Raw genomic sequence first — 14,226 nt, forward strand, 5'->3', positions numbered from 1 at the left:
CACTCCCACCGGACTTTCTCACTCGTAGGTGACCACCATGCCCATCGTCCCCGTCAACGGAATACGCCTGCATTACGACGACACAGGAGGTGCCGGAGAGCCCGTCGTCCTTGTCATGGGCTCAGGAGCCTCGGGCCAGGCGTGGCACCTGCACCAGGTGCCCGCGCTGCGGGCCGCGGGGTACCGGGTCATCACCTTCGACAACCGGGGGATCGCGCCGAGCGACGTCTGTGCCGAGGGGTTCACCATCCAGGACATGGTGGCCGACCTCGTGGGTCTGCTCGAAGTGCTGGGGCTGAGCCGGTGTCGGCTGATCGGCACTTCCATGGGCGCGTACATCGTCCAGGAGCTGGCGTTGCTGCGCCCCGATCTCGTACAGCAGGCCGTGCTGATGGCGACCCGGGGGCGTACGGACGTGTTGCGCGCCGCCCTCACGCGGGCGGAGATCGAGCTGTACGACTCGGGGGTCGAGCAGCCGCCTCTCCTGCGCGCGGTGGTCCAGGCGATGCGGAACCTCTCGCCCCGCACGCTGTCGAACGACGCGGACATTCGCGACTGGCTCGACATCTTCGAGATGACCTCCGGGGTCGGGCCCGGGGAGCGCCGGCAGTTGGTGCTCGATCCGCCTGCGGGCCGTCTCGTCGCCTACCGGAGCATCTCGGTGCCCGTCCATGTCATCGCGTTCCAGGACGACTTGGTCACCCCGCCCGAGCTGGGGCGGGAAGTCGCCGAGGCCATTCCGGGCGCGAGCTTCGAGACGGTCGCCGGGTGTGGTCACTACGGCTACCTGGAAGACCCGGAGTCCGTGAACAAGGGCGTCCTGGAGTTCTTCCGCACGGTCCAACCCTGATGGTCCAACCCCGATGGTCCGGCACACCCCGACCGTCCCAGAGCGATGTGAGGAACTGATGAGCGATCAGTACGGCTGGAAGCCGCTGGAAATCACCGCGGCCGACGCGGGCGTCGAGGCGTCGGCGGCCGGTCTCGTGGAGTTCTTGAGCGATGCCGAGAAGATCAGCGGACTGCTCGTCCGCGAGAAGGCCCTGGTGTTCCGTGGGTTCCAGGTGGCCGAGGACACGCTCGATCCGGTGATGGACCGGCTGCTGCCCAACCGTCTCGCCTACGTGCACGGGAACTCTCCGCGCAGCAAGGTGGGCAGCAACGTCTACACGTCGACGGAGTACCCGTCGGAGCTGACGATCTCGATGCACAACGAACTCTCGTACGCCTATGCCTGGCCTTCGCGGCTGCTCTTCTTCGCGGCGCACGAGCCGACCACGGGCGGCGCGACGCCCGTCGTCGACGGAGTGCGCTGGCTGGAGTCCCTCGACCCCGCGATCCGTAAGGCCTTCGCGGGTGGCGTCCGCTACGCGCAGAACCTGCACGGGGGGCGTGGGCTGGGCAAGAGCTGGCAGGACACGTTCGAGACCACCGACCGGGCGGAGGTGGAAGTCTTCCTGAAGGGCACCGAGGCCGAGTGGACATGGCTGGCGGACGGTGGGCTGCGGATCTCCCAGTCGCGGCCGTCGACCACCCGGCACCCGGTGACGGGCGTCGAGGTGTGGTTCAACCAGTCGGACCAGTGGCATCCCGCGGCTCTCGGCGACGACATGGCCGCCGAGCTCGCGCAGATCCTTCCCGAGGAGGAGCTGCCGCAGTCGGTGCGGTTCGCCGACGGGAGCCCGATCCCGGACGAGTACGTGATCGAGGTGCGGGACAAGGGGCTCGAAGCGGCGGTGGACGTCGACTGGCGCACCGGTGATCTGATGCTCATCGACAACGTCCTGGTCGGGCATGGCCGGCGGCCCTTCACCGGTCCGCGCCGGGTCCTGGTCGCGATGTCCGACTGACACGCCTGCGGCTGACACGCGTCCTACTGACACGCGTTCGGCAGTCGCCTGTACCGGTCACCGCCCGAACCCGGATCGCCGCTCGTTCGTCCCTCGCCGGCCGCCGCGAGTGCGCCTGATGCACCGCACTCGCGTCATCGCCCGACCGAGCCGTCGATCTGCTCGCGCAGGATGTCCGCGTGACCGGCGTGCCGGGCGGTCTCCTCGATCATGTGGACCAGGACCCAGCGCATCGACGGCGGCGGGGTCTCGCGCAGCGAGCGGGCGCCGGGCCGGTCCAGGTCGGCGCAGGCGAGGACGACCTCGTTCGCCCGGGCGATCGCCGCGCGATAGGCGGCCGCCACGTCCGACGCGGTGTCGTCGGCGGACACCGCACCCTCGTCGTCCCAGGGCTCGCGGCCGGTGCCGGTGTAGGCCCACACGAACCAGTTGAGCTCGGTGGCCGTCAGGTGCTTGAGCAGCTGGAGCAGGCTGGTCCCGGAAGGCACACCGGCCGTGCGGACCGCCGGCTCGGAGACGCCGTCCGCCTTCGCGAGGACGGACTCGCGCAGGTAGTCCAGGAAGGTCAGCAGGGTGGTCTTCTCGTCGGTGTTCAGACCTGGTGGCCGAAGATCGGGGCGGGGCGTCGAAGTCGTCATGGGGAAACCGTAGTTGGCCGGGACAAGCTGTGCTCGGGGAGGGGTTCCGCCCGGACTCGCGGGGCCCCGCAGGGTCTCAGGCGGTCCCCGGGGCCTCCGGGAAGGCCAGGGCGGGTGAGCCGCCCGCCCACCACACGCCGATCACGAACGCGGCCGTGGCCTCCACGTACGCCGCCCGGTCCAGCCCGCCCGCCGGCATCGGGCTCCACCCCATTCCGGTGATCAGCTCCGTGACGTGCCCGGTGGCCCCCGGGTCGTCCGCGCAGAACGGCACTGCGGGCGGGGCCGGGCCGAAGGCGCCCGCCGGGTGGTTCCACATGCTCACGTGGGCCAGGTTGAAGGCCTTCACCACATGGGCGCCCGGCGCCGCCGCCGCGATCAGGCCGGCCGCGCTCTCCCCCGCTCCGGTCGTCAGCATCACTCCGCCGGGCCCGGGAGTGAGGGGATTCGTGCAGTCCACGACCGTCCGCCCGGCCAGGGCCCCGGCGTGCTCCCGAGCCAGCGTCGGGGCCGCCCCGGCGGGTACGGCGAGCAGCGCCGCCTCCCCGTACCCCGCCGCCTGCCCGGGTGTCCCGTGCCCGGCCGCCCCGATCCGTCCGGCGAGTGCCCCGGCGGCGGCCGCGTCCCGCCCGCCGATGAACACCTCGTGCCCGGCCCGCACCCACGCGCCGCCCAGGGCCGCCGCCATGCCCCCCGTACCCAGTACGCCAATGCGCATCGTCGTGCTCCCTCTCGTCCTGCTCGTTCCGTTCGGTGGGACGACGCTACGAAGGCCGACGCGCACCGTTCGGTGTCCATCGGCGGGTGCAGGATGGGCGGCATGGAGAAGCTGACTGATCCGGCCGCCGGTCTGCCGGACCTCGCGTACACGGCGGACTGTCAGGCGCGCGTCGCGTTCGAGGTGCTGGCCAACCGCTGGGACAGCGTCGTGGTCTTCACGCTCGGAGCGACCGGGCCGATGCGGCCACGCGCGCTCGTGGCGCGGATCGGCGGGATCAGCCCGAAGGTACTGAACGAGGCGCTGCGGCGGCTGGAGTACAACGGCCTCGTCGAACGCCACGCGTACGCCGAGGCCCCACCACGTGTGGACTACGCACTGACCGAGGCCGGCACGGCGTTGCTCACACCGATGCGGGGGATGGGCGCCTGGGCCGCGCGCTACGCGGACAGCGTGCTCGACGCACAGGACCGGTACGAGACGCGCTGAACCCACGCCGTACGGGGCGTGGCCCGCGACGGCGGCGCCTACGGTCGGATCATGGTGCAGAGCCAGGCGGGAGACGTCGACGGCTACCTCGCCGAGGTGCCCGAGGCGTCCGACGTGGAAGGGCCGGACCTTCTCGGTCCGGCCCTCACGACGTCCCGTCCCGCCAGGCCTATGCCCACCGGGACGGTGTCACCTCAGCAGTAGGCCTTGGCCGCCCGCTTGGCGGTGCCCTTCTTGGGCGCTTCGGTGCACTTCACCGCACCCTCGGCCTGGACGTTCCAGCTGCGGGCCTTGCCGTAGCCCGTCTTGCCGAAACCGGTGCCGCGGGTGTTGCAGGTCTTGGCGGTGTAGTAGCCGGACGCCTTCTTGACGCCGCTGAACACCACGTAGACACCCGGCTTGTTGAAGTTGTACGTGACCGACTCGCTCTTCTCCTTGGTCTTCTCCCCGGCCTTGGAGAGGGTCCCGGAGACATGTGCGTCCATGCTGCTGATGACCCAGCTGGCCGAGTAGCTGGCGCCTGCGGACACTTCGCGCCCGGAGGTGACCGTCTGCCGGTAGGTCGCCGACTTGGTGTAGGAGCCGGTGCCGTCCTTGGGGATGTTGATCTGCTTCGCGTGGGTGATCACCCAACTGTTGCTCAGGCTGGTCCATTTCGCGGACTTGTAGCCAGGCTCGCAGACGATCGGTGCTGCATTCGCCGAGCCCGCCGGGCCCAGCGCCACCAAGGAGACGGAGGCCAGACCAGCGGCCACGACCGTCGACAGGAATCTCTTGCTCATGCTGTTTCCCCCGCGTTTCTTCAGTGGCCCCTTGTCCGCGGGCCACATGGTCACCGACCCGCCCAGTTGGCCAGGGCCGGTCGACCCAGCCTATTGCGGGATGATCAAGGAATGCTCCTGATTTAAGCGGGACTTGAGCATTCTGAGGGGAACTGTCGCGGCAGCTGTGGTTTGTGAGGCGTACGGCAGCACTGCTGTTCGGCCCGCGAGACCGGGGACCACTGCCTGCGTCGAACCGAGGCGGTCGGCGTTCGTGGTGCCGGGGCCGCGCGCTCACTTCCGGGAAGGGAAGGCCTCGTCCAGCGTGGGGACCGAGAGGTGGTCGGACGTCATCGCGTCCAGGACGTCGTCCACGCGCAGGTAGCGGCCCTGCTGGATCGCCGGTGTGATCCGGCCGATGGTGCCGGCCTCGCGGAGGTGGAAAACGGTCCATGGGTGCGGGAACGAGTTGGTGCCCAGGGGTTCCCCGTCACGCAGGATCTGCCGCGTCCGCGGGCTCGGGCTGCGGGTTCCGTCGATCTCCTGGTTGAGGGTCTCCACCGCGTCGACGCCGAATACCGTTCCGCTGCCGCCCCGCTCGTACATGATGAGCATCCGGGGCCGGGCGAGGGCCACGTGTTTGCTGTCGAGCGGGCAGATGTACGCGCGGTGCGCGGCGAGGTCGCGCAGGGCCTGTTCGTTCGCCGGAACGATCACCGCGTGGTTGTGCAGCGAGCGGAACCAGCCGAGCGCGGCCTCCTCGTTCCACACGAGCTTGTTGCGATTGCGGAACGCGGGTTCGGCGACCAGGCCCCGGTACCCCATCAGCTCGATGCTGCGCGGCGGACGTCCCACCAGGGCACCGAAATCGGCCCGGGTGATGACCTCGGGCAGTTCGTCGAACCAGGTCGTCATGGAGCTATACCACCGTGTGCTTGAGGAAGGCCGCCCAGGCGGCGGGGGAGAGGGTGAGCGGGGGGACGGTGAGGTCCTTGGAGTCGCGGACGTGGATGGCGTGGGGGCGGGTGGCCACCTCTACGCAGTTGCCGCCCTCTGTGCTGCTGTGGCTGCTCTTCATCCACTGGAGGTCAGTACTCATAGTCCTTCTGCTACCTGTTCAATCAGTTCGCGTGACTCTTCCGGTCCGAGAGCCTGGGTCCGCAGAATGCCATACCGGGCGAACAGGCTTCCCAGCTCTGGCTGTTCGTCAACAAGGAAGCTCCGGGTCTGGACCTCCAGGAAGCCCAACCGGCGCCGATCGTCGGTCTCCAGCAGGACGAAGGGCCCGCTCAGTCCCCCGTGTGTCTCCCGCTGAGGCGGCATGACCTGCATGTGCACGTGCCGTAGTCGACTGACCTCAAGAATGTGATGGAGCTGTGCTCGATGCACGTCCCGTCCGCCGATCGGGCGGGTGAGTGGGCTGAGCTCCAGGACGAAGCTGATGTCCGGCAACGGTTTGCGGGTCAGCATGCGTTGTCGTGCGAGGCGGCCCGCGACCAATCCCTCGATCTCGTCGTCGTCAAGAGGCGGGCAGGCGCCTCTGAACAGGGCACGTGCGTGCTTTTCGGTCTGCAGTAGTCCGGGCACGAGGTGGGACTCGTATTCGTACCGCGCCCTGGCCGTGGCCTCCTCCTCGGCGAAAGGTTCGAACCAGGAAGCCACGCGGCTTGACGTCAACTTCTGACCCGCGGCGATCAGAGCACCGTCGGCGCCGAGCGCGGCATCAGCCTGTGGGGTGAATACCCCCTTCGGAGGGCGGTCCCCCCGCTCCACCATCGCCACCTGCGACTTGGAGAATCCGATCTTCTGCCCTAACCCCTCCTGGGAGAGTCCGGCTCGTTCACGGTAGTGCCGCAACAACGCCCCGAACATCTCCGCATTGCCGCCCCCATGGTTACTGGTGTGCACAGCCCACCCCCCAGGTGCACAACAGTGCACAGACGCCTTGTGTCCCTGGTCACGGTACGTGCGAGTGCCGACGCTTTCCGTATGGATCAGAAAAGTTCACCGGACCTGATGCCCTCCTGGATCCCCGCGACCGGCCATGCCCTCCGCCACGCCGGGATCCACTTCGACGCCGTGCGGATCATCGGCATCCTGGGCGAGCAAGTGGCGTACGAGGTCATGCAGTTCACGGATTTCCGGGCCGGGCCCATCATCCGGTCCCGGATCGGCGACCGCAGTATGTACTTCCTGCTGCCGCCCGGAAGTGCCCGCGCCTATCGATGGCCCGTCGGGGCCGAGGCGTTGGTGCGGGAGGGGGCGGCCTTCGTCGGGGTGCCCGCTGTCCACGGGCTGACGTACCCGCTGGACTGGCGTTCTCTGCCGAGCGCTCAAGTCCCGTTCGTGGATGCGGAACTGCTGTTCGAGCTGCTGCGGGAGGTGGTCGAGCGCGAGAAATGTGATGTACGGTGATCGCGATATTACGCTCCGTGCGCCTCGGCGCATGGGGCGGCCCCCGGCGGTGTTACCAGCACCGTATGCCGAGGGCCTTCACCCCGCGATGGATCAGAGGTCCACCGAGAATGCTTTGCCATGCTATCTCGCCGTCCTACGGCTTCGTGAAGGCGTCGCACGATGTCGTCCGTCATCCGAAGCTCGACAGTGACGCGAAGATCCTCATCGCCTACGTGCAGGGCCTCCCCGAGAAGTGGACCGGTAAGCCCCTCGGTGAGCACGCCAAGAGGCTGGGCCTCAAAGGGCGCGCCTACCAGAAGGCCAAGGGGCTGCTCAAGGAGTTCGGGTACCTCCACGAGCGGCGGCGGCAGGACGACGGCGGGCTCTGGGTGACCGATCAGCTCCTGTCCAATGTTCCGCTCACGGACCGCGAGGCCCGGCGCATCCATGACAAAAGAGCTGGATCGCCGCAGGTGGGACCGAGTGATCACTATCCGACGGTCGGTCAACCGAGGACTCGGTCCGTCGGTGGTTACCTACCTGAAGGTGAAGAACGGGAGAAGAACTCCTCCCACCCACCCACCGAAGAGCCGAAGCTCGCGGACGAAACCGCGGAGCCCGAGCCCGAGGTCGTGCCCGAGGTCGAGCCCGAGGTCGTGCCCGAGCCCGCCGACCCCCAAGTCATCCAGGCCGAACGCGTGTTGCTCTCCCTCCGGCATGCCGACCTCCAGCTGCGGCTCGGCGTACCCGAGGCCCGGCGCCTCGCCGGGACGGCCGCCGAATGGCTGCGGCGTGGGGTGAGCGCGGCGGAGCTGCGGTTGGCGCTCAGCCGGGCGCTGCCCGAGGACGGGGTCCGGTATGCCCCCGGGTTCCTGGGGAAGCGGCTGAAGGCCCTGATGCCGGAGCCCCTGCCCGTGGAGCCGCCTGTTCCTGCGCCCCCCGCCCTTCGGCAGCTCATCGCGTGCGAGACGCAGCAGGAGGGCGCCGAGCACCTCTTCCGGCCCACGGGCGAGGAGACCGTGTGCCGGCCGTGCAGGCAGGAGGCCGCCTGGGAGGCGCACATGGTCAAGTGGGTGCCGCCGCCCCTGCCCGACGACTACAAGGAGCCCGAACCGCTGCCCTGGCGGGAGCGGTTCACCATCCTCCGGGCGGCGGAAGCGAGCGCTGCCGAGTGAGGGCGTACGGCTGTTCGCCGTGTGGCGGTGGTGCCGTCCGCACGGTGGAGCGAGGACAGTGGGCCCGGGGGCCTGGACGGCGGACCGAGGAGGACCGATGACGGATGCCGTGATGGAGCTGTGGCGCGGAGCGCGAGCGGCGCGGAACCCTGCGTGGGTGCGTGCGCAGCTCATGGAGGCCGGGCGGACCTTGTTCGCCACGTACGGCTACGCCCACACCGGCGTCGAGGCTCTGTGCGCTGCCGCGCAGGTGGAAGTGTGGGAGTTCCACCGCGAGTTCGAGTCGCGCGAGGCGCTGCTCGTCGATCTGTACGACGAGGTGGCGACCCGGGGCATGCGGGCGTCCGAGACGGAGCTGTCCGCCGAGGGCATGGAGACCTGTCCGACCGAGGAGCGCGTCTACCGGCTCTTCGACGCCTATGTGCAGGCCGTCACTCGGGATCCGCGGGATGCGAGGGTGGCGTTCGTGGAGGTGCTCGGGGTGAGCCGGGAGATGGAGGAGCACCTCACGATGTGGCGGTCGGTGTGGGTGGAGTTCCTGACCCAGGAGGCCGAGCGCGCCAAGCTGCGCGGCCACGGGGTCGACGGGAACCTCGCCGTGGTGGTGAAGGTGCTGACCCGGTCCGTCGACGAGCTCCTCGCCCATCACGGCCGCCGCCCCCGCCAGGTGCCGCCCGCGTGGCTGACCAGTGAGTTCACCCGGCTGTCCATGGCCATGATCGGACCGGCGGGGGCCGGTCCCGTGGAGTCCGCAGACGCCTCCGGTTGACAACACCGCTTGCCGGGTCGGCAAATGGAGGAATGGCAGAAGGCAAGGGTGGAACAGAGAGCTCCACGATGGGGGACGACGAGCTGTCGTCCGTCCTGACCGGCGTCGGGCCGCGGCTGCGCGCCCTGCGCACCGAGCGCGGGACGACGCTGTCGCAGCTGAGCGAGACGACCGGGATCTCGCTCAGCACGCTGTCCCGGCTGGAGTCCGGTGGCCGCAAGCCCACGCTGGAGCTGCTGCTCCCGCTGGCGAAGGCGTACGGGGTGCAGCTGGACGAGCTGGTCGGCGCTCCGGAGACGGGGGACCCCCGGGTCACGTTCCGGCCGTTCAAGCGGCACGGCATGACGTTCGTGCCGCTGACCCGGCACCTCAGCGGGGTGAACGCGTACAAGCAGGTCATGCCCGGTGCCACGGGGAACGAGGGTCCGGTCGAGCAGCGGGTGCACGAGGGGTACGAGTGGCTGTACGTGCTCTCGGGGCGGCTGCGGCTCGTGCTGGGGGATCACGACCTGGTGCTCACGGCGGGGGAGGTGGCCGAGTTCGACACGCACACCCCGCACTGGTGGGGTGCGGCGGGGCCGGAGCCGGTGGAGTTCCTCAGCCTGTTCGGACCGCAGGGCGAGCGGATGCACGTACGGGCGAAGCCGACGGGGAAGGGATGAGGAAGTCGTCCTCGGCGCGGTACGGCCCGCCCAGCCCCCACGCCTGGTGCATCGCGTCGGCGTAGGCGGCCGCGAGTCTGTGCTCGCCGGACGGGCCGGGGTGCGTGCCGTCGTACGTGTCCGTGTGGATGTCGTAGCCGGGCGGGTGCGAGGCCAGGAGGAGGGGAGACGTCGGGGTGTCGAGGTCGGCCACCGTTTTGGCGAGGAGCTCGTTGAAGCGGGTGCACTCGGCGGCGAAGGGGGCGTCGGATTCGGCGCGGATGTTCGGTATGACGGGGAGCAGTACGCATCTGATGTGCGGGTTCGCCGTGCGGGCGGCGGTGAGGAAGGCGTGGGCGTTCAGCGCGGTCTGGTCGCTGTCCGTGTAGAAGCCGAGGTCTATCAGGCCGAGCGAGACGAGCAGGACGTCCGCCCGGTGCTCGGTGACCGTGTCCGCGATCACGGGCGCCATGTGCAGCCAGCCCTCGCCCCAGCCGGCCAGGTGGCGGCGGGCGTCGGGCGGGAAGTCCTCGGCGGCGTACGCGGTCGAGGCGGGTGTGCCCGTGTCGGTGGCGTACAGCTCGGTGCGCGGGCCGACGATGGCGTACGGGCCGTCGAATGACGCTTCGAGGTGCTGCCACATGCGGTAGCGCCATGTGAAGTCCCCGGCGCGTCCGATGGTCATGGAATCGCCGACACACATGAAACGCATGGCGCCATCATGGCCGATCATGGCTCCGGCCTGCGACGTGACGATGGACACTTGTGCCATGCGTTCGTACCGACTGACCGTTTCCGCTGCCGCCGCGCTGCTGTCCCTCGCGGCGGTGGTTCCTGCCGTGGCCGACGACGGGGAGGCCGACCGGAGCTTCACGATCGAGGACCCGCAGATCACCGAGTCCAGCGGCCTGGCCGCCAGCCGTGCCCATCCGGGGATCTACTGGACGCACAACGACAGCGACGACGGGCCGTACGTCTTCGCCGTCGACTCCCGCACCGGGAAGACCGTCGCCAGGATCACCATGAAGGGCGTGGGCGCGCCCCGGGACGTGGAGGCGATCTCGCTGGGGCCCGACGGGAACCTGTACGTCGGTGACATCGGCGACAACCTGAACGGCAGCTGGGACCATGTCTGGATCTACCGCTTCCCCGAGCCGAAGGTGCTCCGGGACGCGACCGTCCGGGCCACCCAGTTCGATGTGAAGTACGTCGACGGTCCGCGCAACGCGGAGGCGCTGATGGTCCACCCGAAGACGGGCCGGGTGTACATCGCGTCGAAGAACGAGGACGGCGGCGGGCTGTACGAAGGTCCCGCGAAGCTCACGACCGGCGGGGACAACGTGTTCCGGCGGGTCGGGGAGGTGCCGTGGGTGACGGACGGGGCGTTCTCGCCGGACGGCAAGGAGCTGGTGCTGCGCTCGTACTTCAGCGCGCGGGGGTACCCCTTCGCGAACGGGCGGCTCGGCAAGGACTACCCGGTCGAATCCCCGCTGCTCGGGCAGTCGGAGTCGGTGACGTACACGGCGGACGGTTCGGCGCTGATGTACGGCTCCGAGGGCGAGCAGAGCGAGGTGGTGCGGGTGGACCTGAAGAAGGGTGAGGGCGACGGGCCCGCCCGGGCCGGTGGCACGTCGCCGTCGTCCGCCGGGGCGGGGAGTACGGCGGACGGGAACGGGGTGCCGGTGAAGGGCACGACGCTGACCGGGATCGCCGTGCTCGCCGGGATCGGGCTGCTGCTGTTCCTGGGGAGGCGGCGCCGGCAGGGCTGACGGCGCTCTACGTGTCGAGCGGCCGGATCTCGTAGTGCAGGGTCCGGTCCCGCTTGATCCTGTGCGCGAGCGGGACGAGGACGCCCTGCACGATCGGGTGCTTGCGGGACAGCATCCGGGCGGCGTGCGTGTTCTCCTTCGACCCGGCCTGGAGGAGGCGGGCGTGCGCGGTGATCTGCGGTCCCGTCGGCCGGCCCCGCAGGGTGCACGGGCCGATCCGCACGAGGGGGTGGTTGCGCATCCGCTCCACCTTCCACGCGGAGGAGAACGTACGGATGTAGGCGTGGTCGCCCTCGACGGCGATGTTGACGGGGGTGTCCGCATGCGTGCCGTCCTGCCGCCGTGTGCTGAGCAGCACGGCGTACTGCTTCACGAACGGCTTCAGCTCGGTGACCGTCTCCATACCCTCCATGGTCCGCCGCCCCGGCGTCGTGTCATCTGCGCGGGCGGCGCCGAACGAGCGTTTCGCGGGCATCGGCGGACCCGGCATATCGGGGCCCGGCATAAGGTCGTCCGTCTATGACGACGAACCACGGCCCCGAGCCCTTCACCACCGCCCGCCTGGACGCCCTGCCGCTGCGGGTGGCGTACGCGGACGAGATGGCGGTGGTGCTCGACGATCCCGCCCTGCACACCTTCACGGGCGGCGCCCCGGAGTCGGCTGCGGAACTGCGGGCCCGGTACGAGCGCCAGACCGCCGGATCCCCGGACCCGGAGGAGCTCTGGTGGAACTGGGTGCTGAGGATCCGGGACGAGGACCGCCTCGCGGGCTACGTGCAGGCGACGGTGCGCGGCGCGGGTGCGGAGGTCGCCTGGGTGGTCGGGGCCGAGTGGCAGGGGCACGGTTACGCGAAGGAGGCGGCGGTGGGCCTGGTGGCGCACCTGTGGGACGCGGGAGTGCTGCGTACCGTCGTCGCGGACATCCACCCCGACCACGCCGCGTCCGCTGCGGTGGCCGCTGCGGCCGGGCTCGTGCCGACCGGTGAGTGGGAGGACGGCGAGGAGCGGTGGCGGCTGTGGGCCTCGGGGGACTCTGTGTCCTCAAGCGCCGGACGGGCTTGATTTCGCCCGGCCCGCCTTGATCAGCTCGGCGACGTCCAGGACCACCTCGGCGCCGATCGAGTCGGGGAGCGGGGCCTCCTGGCCGGGGGCGTACACCTCGTGGCGGTCGTACGTGCCGCCGACGGGCTCGGTCAGGACGTGGACCCGGCCGTGCTTGCGGTCGAGGATCACGTAGACGGGGATCTTGGCCTCGGCGTACGCGGCGACCTTGTGCCGCAGGTCGCTCTTGTAGTTGCTGGAGGTGACCTCCAGGACCAGGCGGAAGACGGCGGGGTCGTAGCAGTTGTTCTCAAGTCTGTGCTCGTCGAGATCGGCGTCGACGAGGGCGAGGTCGGGGATGGCGTAGTCCTCGGGACCGCCCGGCAGCCAGAGGCCGACGCCCTGGAGGACTCTCGACTCCTCGCCGTGGAGCCCTGCGGCGAGGAACGGGATCATGAGCGTGGTCAACGCGTCCGCGTGCGGGCCGTCCGGGGGTGGGGCCACGGTGATGACGCCTCCGATGATCTCGACGCGACGTCCGGGAAGCTGCTCCGCGAGCCCGTTGGCTTCTTCGAGCAACGACAGCTCCGGCTCGTCTTCACAGGGGTGCTCGACTGCGGCTGCAGACATTGCGGTCCTCCTGAAATGGCTGGTGTCGAGAGCATCATCGTAGAGCGGGACGGCCATGGACCGTGGTTCTGGCATATGCCACTCGGTCGAGTGAAGCAGGAACGGCCCTGCACACCTGGCGGTGCGCAGGGCCGTTCCGGGGCGTACGGACTACAGCTTCTCGATCACGTAGTCGATGCACGCCGTCAGCGCCTGGACGTCCGACGGGTCGATCGCCGGGAACATCGCCACGCGCAGCTGGTTGCGGCCCAGCTTGCGGTACGGCTCCGTGTCGACGATGCCGTTGGCGCGGAGCGCCTTGGCGACGGCCGTCGCGTCGATCTCGTCCGCGAAGTCGATCGTGCCGATGACCTGCGAGCGCTTGGCCGGGTCCGTGACGAACGGGGTCGCGTACTTGGACTCCTCGGCCCAGCCGTACAGGTGGCCGGAGGAGGCGGCCGTGCGGCCGGTGGTGAACCCCAGGCCGCCCTGGGTGTTCATCCAGGTCAGCTGCTCGTTCAGGAGGAACAGCGTGGCGAGCGCCGGGGTGTTGTACGTCTGGTTCTTCAGGGAGTTGTCGATCGCCGTCGGCAGCGAGAAGAACTCCGGGATGTGCCGGCCGGAGGCGTGGACACGCGCCGCGCGCTCCAGGGCCGCCGGGGAGAAGACGCCGATCCACAGGCCGCCGTCGGAGGCGAAGGACTTCTGCGGGGCGAAGTAGTAGACGTCCGTCTCGGCGATGTCGACCGGCAGGCCGCCCGCGCCCGAGGTGGCGTCCACCAGGACCAGGGAGCCCTCGTCGGCGCCCGCGACGCGCTTGACGGGCGCGGCGACACCGGTGGAGGTCTCGTTGTGGGTGAAGGCGTAGACGTCGACGCCCGCCTCGGCCTTCGGGTCCGGGTGGGTACCCGGGTCGGAGGCGATGACGGTCGGGTCGGCCAGCCACGGGGCGAGCTTGGCGGCCTTCGCGAACTTCGACGAGAACTCGCCGAAGTTCAGGTGCTGGGACTTCGACTCGATCAGGCCGTGCGTCGCGATGTCCCAGAAGGCGGTGGAGCCGCCGTTGCCCAGGATCACCTCGTATCCCTCGGGGAGGGAGAAGAGGTCGCGCACGCCGTCACGTACCGCGCCGACCAGGTTCTTCACCGGGGCCTGGCGGTGGGACGTACCGAGAAGAGACGTACCGGTGGCGGCCAGCGCGTCGAGCGCCTCCGTCCGCACCTTGGAAGGACCGGCGCCGAAGCGTCCGTCGGCGGGCTTGATGTCAGCGGGAATCTGGATGTCGGCCACGACTCGGAGCGTAGCCGCTCGGTGAAGCGGCCACGCACCCTGTCCGTCGGATGAGACAGGGGAGCCGACGCGTGGACCT

The 14,226-nt window shown here is 69.8% G+C and carries 20 protein-coding genes; 10 read left to right on the top strand and 10 right to left on the bottom strand.

What is annotated here, in order from left to right:
- Positions 1-37: 37 nt before the first annotated feature.
- Together OG446_RS21515 and OG446_RS21520 are read left to right on the top strand one after the other, a co-directional pair.
- Positions 38-850, top strand: coding sequence for an alpha/beta fold hydrolase (locus OG446_RS21515; protein ID WP_328895582.1), 813 nt, complete (start codon positions 38-40; stop codon positions 848-850).
- Between the two features lie 58 nt (positions 851-908).
- Positions 909-1,850, top strand: a complete 942-nt coding sequence (locus OG446_RS21520) for a TauD/TfdA family dioxygenase (RefSeq protein WP_328895583.1) — start codon at positions 909-911, stop codon at positions 1,848-1,850.
- A gap of 134 nt (positions 1,851-1,984) precedes the next feature.
- Here OG446_RS21520 and OG446_RS21525 read toward each other — a convergent pair whose 3' ends face one another.
- Together OG446_RS21525 and OG446_RS21530 are read right to left on the bottom strand one after the other, a co-directional pair.
- Positions 1,985-2,488 carry a DinB family protein gene (locus OG446_RS21525; RefSeq protein ID WP_328895584.1) on the bottom strand — a complete coding sequence of 168 codons (504 nt, stop codon included), beginning with the start codon at positions 2,486-2,488 and terminating at the stop codon, positions 1,985-1,987.
- A gap of 76 nt (positions 2,489-2,564) precedes the next feature.
- Entirely contained in the window at positions 2,565-3,206 is a 642-nt protein-coding gene (locus OG446_RS21530; protein WP_328895585.1) for an NADPH-dependent F420 reductase, read from the bottom strand.
- 102 nt (positions 3,207-3,308) lie between these two features.
- Here OG446_RS21530 and OG446_RS21535 point away from each other — a divergent pair, with 102 nt between their 5' ends.
- Together OG446_RS21535 and OG446_RS21540 are read left to right on the top strand one after the other, a co-directional pair.
- Positions 3,309-3,695 (top strand): winged helix-turn-helix transcriptional regulator, encoded by a 387-nt coding sequence (locus OG446_RS21535; protein WP_328895586.1) that lies wholly within the window; start codon positions 3,309-3,311, stop codon positions 3,693-3,695.
- Positions 3,696-3,746: 51 nt separating this feature from the next.
- Positions 3,747-3,899 (top strand): hypothetical protein, encoded by a 153-nt coding sequence (locus tag OG446_RS21540; protein WP_328895587.1) that lies wholly within the window; start codon positions 3,747-3,749, stop codon positions 3,897-3,899.
- Here OG446_RS21540 and OG446_RS21545 read toward each other — a convergent pair.
- From OG446_RS21545 to OG446_RS21560, 4 genes are all read right to left on the bottom strand, one after another.
- Positions 3,890-4,477 carry a hypothetical protein gene (locus OG446_RS21545; protein ID WP_328895588.1) on the bottom strand — a complete coding sequence of 196 codons (588 nt, stop codon included), beginning with the start codon at positions 4,475-4,477 and terminating at the stop codon, positions 3,890-3,892. The genes OG446_RS21540 and OG446_RS21545 overlap by 10 nt on opposite strands.
- Positions 4,478-4,750: 273 nt before the next feature.
- Complete coding sequence (locus OG446_RS21550; protein WP_328895589.1) at positions 4,751-5,371, bottom strand: hypothetical protein; 621 nt, start codon at positions 5,369-5,371, stop codon at positions 4,751-4,753.
- 4 nt (positions 5,372-5,375) lie between these two features.
- Positions 5,376-5,555 (bottom strand): DUF397 domain-containing protein, encoded by a 180-nt coding sequence (locus OG446_RS21555; protein WP_328895590.1) that lies wholly within the window; start codon positions 5,553-5,555, stop codon positions 5,376-5,378.
- Positions 5,552-6,364 (bottom strand): helix-turn-helix domain-containing protein, encoded by an 813-nt coding sequence (locus tag OG446_RS21560; RefSeq protein ID WP_389261183.1) that lies wholly within the window; start codon positions 6,362-6,364, stop codon positions 5,552-5,554. The genes OG446_RS21555 and OG446_RS21560 overlap by 4 nt, the downstream gene beginning before the upstream one ends.
- Before the next feature lie 81 nt (positions 6,365-6,445).
- Between OG446_RS21560 and OG446_RS21565 the strand changes: the two genes are divergently transcribed.
- The 4 genes from OG446_RS21565 (at position 6,446) to OG446_RS21580 (ending at position 9,459) form a co-directional block, all read left to right on the top strand.
- A complete protein-coding gene (locus OG446_RS21565) occupies positions 6,446-6,871 on the top strand; it encodes a hypothetical protein (RefSeq protein ID WP_328895591.1) in 426 nt (141 codons plus the stop codon).
- A 110-nt stretch (positions 6,872-6,981) separates the two neighbouring features.
- On the top strand, positions 6,982-8,028 hold the full coding sequence (locus tag OG446_RS21570) for a hypothetical protein (RefSeq protein WP_328895592.1): 1,047 nt from the start codon (positions 6,982-6,984) through the stop codon (positions 8,026-8,028).
- Positions 8,029-8,125: 97 nt separating this feature from the next.
- Complete coding sequence (locus tag OG446_RS21575; protein WP_328895593.1) at positions 8,126-8,797, top strand: TetR/AcrR family transcriptional regulator; 672 nt, start codon at positions 8,126-8,128, stop codon at positions 8,795-8,797.
- A 68-nt stretch (positions 8,798-8,865) separates the two neighbouring features.
- Positions 8,866-9,459 carry a helix-turn-helix domain-containing protein gene (locus OG446_RS21580; RefSeq protein ID WP_328898369.1) on the top strand — a complete coding sequence of 198 codons (594 nt, stop codon included), beginning with the start codon at positions 8,866-8,868 and terminating at the stop codon, positions 9,457-9,459.
- Here OG446_RS21580 and OG446_RS21585 read toward each other — a convergent pair.
- Positions 9,395-10,210 (bottom strand): GDSL-type esterase/lipase family protein, encoded by an 816-nt coding sequence (locus OG446_RS21585; RefSeq protein ID WP_328895594.1) that lies wholly within the window; start codon positions 10,208-10,210, stop codon positions 9,395-9,397. The genes OG446_RS21580 and OG446_RS21585 overlap by 65 nt on opposite strands.
- Between OG446_RS21585 and OG446_RS21590 the strand changes: the two genes are divergently transcribed.
- On the top strand, positions 10,209-11,207 hold the full coding sequence (locus OG446_RS21590) for a WD40 repeat domain-containing protein (protein WP_328895595.1): 999 nt from the start codon (positions 10,209-10,211) through the stop codon (positions 11,205-11,207). The genes OG446_RS21585 and OG446_RS21590 overlap by 2 nt on opposite strands.
- Before the next feature lie 7 nt (positions 11,208-11,214).
- Here the strand turns inward: OG446_RS21590 and OG446_RS21595 are convergent, their stop codons facing one another.
- On the bottom strand, positions 11,215-11,610 hold the full coding sequence (locus OG446_RS21595; protein ID WP_328895596.1) for a PPOX class F420-dependent oxidoreductase: 396 nt from the start codon (positions 11,608-11,610) through the stop codon (positions 11,215-11,217).
- A 116-nt stretch (positions 11,611-11,726) separates the two neighbouring features.
- Between OG446_RS21595 and OG446_RS21600 the strand changes: the two genes are divergently transcribed.
- Positions 11,727-12,269 (top strand): GNAT family N-acetyltransferase, encoded by a 543-nt coding sequence (locus OG446_RS21600; protein WP_328895597.1) that lies wholly within the window; start codon positions 11,727-11,729, stop codon positions 12,267-12,269.
- Here the strand turns inward: OG446_RS21600 and OG446_RS21605 are convergent.
- Complete coding sequence (locus OG446_RS21605; protein WP_328895598.1) at positions 12,249-12,878, bottom strand: Uma2 family endonuclease; 630 nt, start codon at positions 12,876-12,878, stop codon at positions 12,249-12,251. The genes OG446_RS21600 and OG446_RS21605 overlap by 21 nt on opposite strands.
- A 150-nt stretch (positions 12,879-13,028) precedes the next feature.
- Positions 13,029-14,147 carry a phosphoserine transaminase gene (gene serC / locus OG446_RS21610; RefSeq protein WP_328895599.1) on the bottom strand — a complete coding sequence of 373 codons (1,119 nt, stop codon included), beginning with the start codon at positions 14,145-14,147 and terminating at the stop codon, positions 13,029-13,031.
- Positions 14,148-14,226 lie beyond the last annotated feature (79 nt).

This window comes from Streptomyces sp. NBC_00236 (genome assembly GCF_036195045.1).
Lineage (GTDB): Bacteria > Actinomycetota > Actinomycetes > Streptomycetales > Streptomycetaceae > Streptomyces.

Bases quoted from the DNA above. Each gene is read 5' to 3' on its own strand.
- OG446_RS21525 (WP_328895584.1), bottom strand. From the start codon at position 2,488: ATGACGACTTCGACGCCCCGCCCCGATCTTCGGCCACCAGGTCTGAAC.
- OG446_RS21540 (WP_328895587.1), top strand. From the start codon at position 3,747: ATGGTGCAGAGCCAGGCGGGAGACGTCGACGGCTACCTCGCCGAGGTG.
- OG446_RS21535 (WP_328895586.1), top strand. From the start codon at position 3,309: ATGGAGAAGCTGACTGATCCGGCCGCCGGTCTGCCGGACCTCGCGTAC.
- OG446_RS21515 (WP_328895582.1), top strand. From the start codon at position 38: ATGCCCATCGTCCCCGTCAACGGAATACGCCTGCATTACGACGACACA.
- OG446_RS21600 (WP_328895597.1), top strand. From the start codon at position 11,727: ATGACGACGAACCACGGCCCCGAGCCCTTCACCACCGCCCGCCTGGAC.
- OG446_RS21530 (WP_328895585.1), bottom strand. From the start codon at position 3,206: ATGCGCATTGGCGTACTGGGTACGGGGGGCATGGCGGCGGCCCTGGGC.
- OG446_RS21555 (WP_328895590.1), bottom strand. From the start codon at position 5,555: ATGAGTACTGACCTCCAGTGGATGAAGAGCAGCCACAGCAGCACAGAG.
- OG446_RS21590 (WP_328895595.1), top strand. From the start codon at position 10,209: ATGCGTTCGTACCGACTGACCGTTTCCGCTGCCGCCGCGCTGCTGTCC.
- OG446_RS21605 (WP_328895598.1), bottom strand. From the start codon at position 12,878: ATGTCTGCAGCCGCAGTCGAGCACCCCTGTGAAGACGAGCCGGAGCTG.
- OG446_RS21550 (WP_328895589.1), bottom strand. From the start codon at position 5,371: ATGACGACCTGGTTCGACGAACTGCCCGAGGTCATCACCCGGGCCGAT.
- OG446_RS21570 (WP_328895592.1), top strand. From the start codon at position 6,982: ATGCTTTGCCATGCTATCTCGCCGTCCTACGGCTTCGTGAAGGCGTCG.
- OG446_RS21595 (WP_328895596.1), bottom strand. From the start codon at position 11,610: ATGGAGACGGTCACCGAGCTGAAGCCGTTCGTGAAGCAGTACGCCGTG.
- OG446_RS21545 (WP_328895588.1), bottom strand. From the start codon at position 4,477: ATGAGCAAGAGATTCCTGTCGACGGTCGTGGCCGCTGGTCTGGCCTCC.
- OG446_RS21565 (WP_328895591.1), top strand. From the start codon at position 6,446: ATGGATCAGAAAAGTTCACCGGACCTGATGCCCTCCTGGATCCCCGCG.
- OG446_RS21580 (WP_328898369.1), top strand. From the start codon at position 8,866: ATGGGGGACGACGAGCTGTCGTCCGTCCTGACCGGCGTCGGGCCGCGG.
- OG446_RS21520 (WP_328895583.1), top strand. From the start codon at position 909: ATGAGCGATCAGTACGGCTGGAAGCCGCTGGAAATCACCGCGGCCGAC.
- OG446_RS21585 (WP_328895594.1), bottom strand. From the start codon at position 10,210: ATGGCACAAGTGTCCATCGTCACGTCGCAGGCCGGAGCCATGATCGGC.
- OG446_RS21575 (WP_328895593.1), top strand. From the start codon at position 8,126: ATGACGGATGCCGTGATGGAGCTGTGGCGCGGAGCGCGAGCGGCGCGG.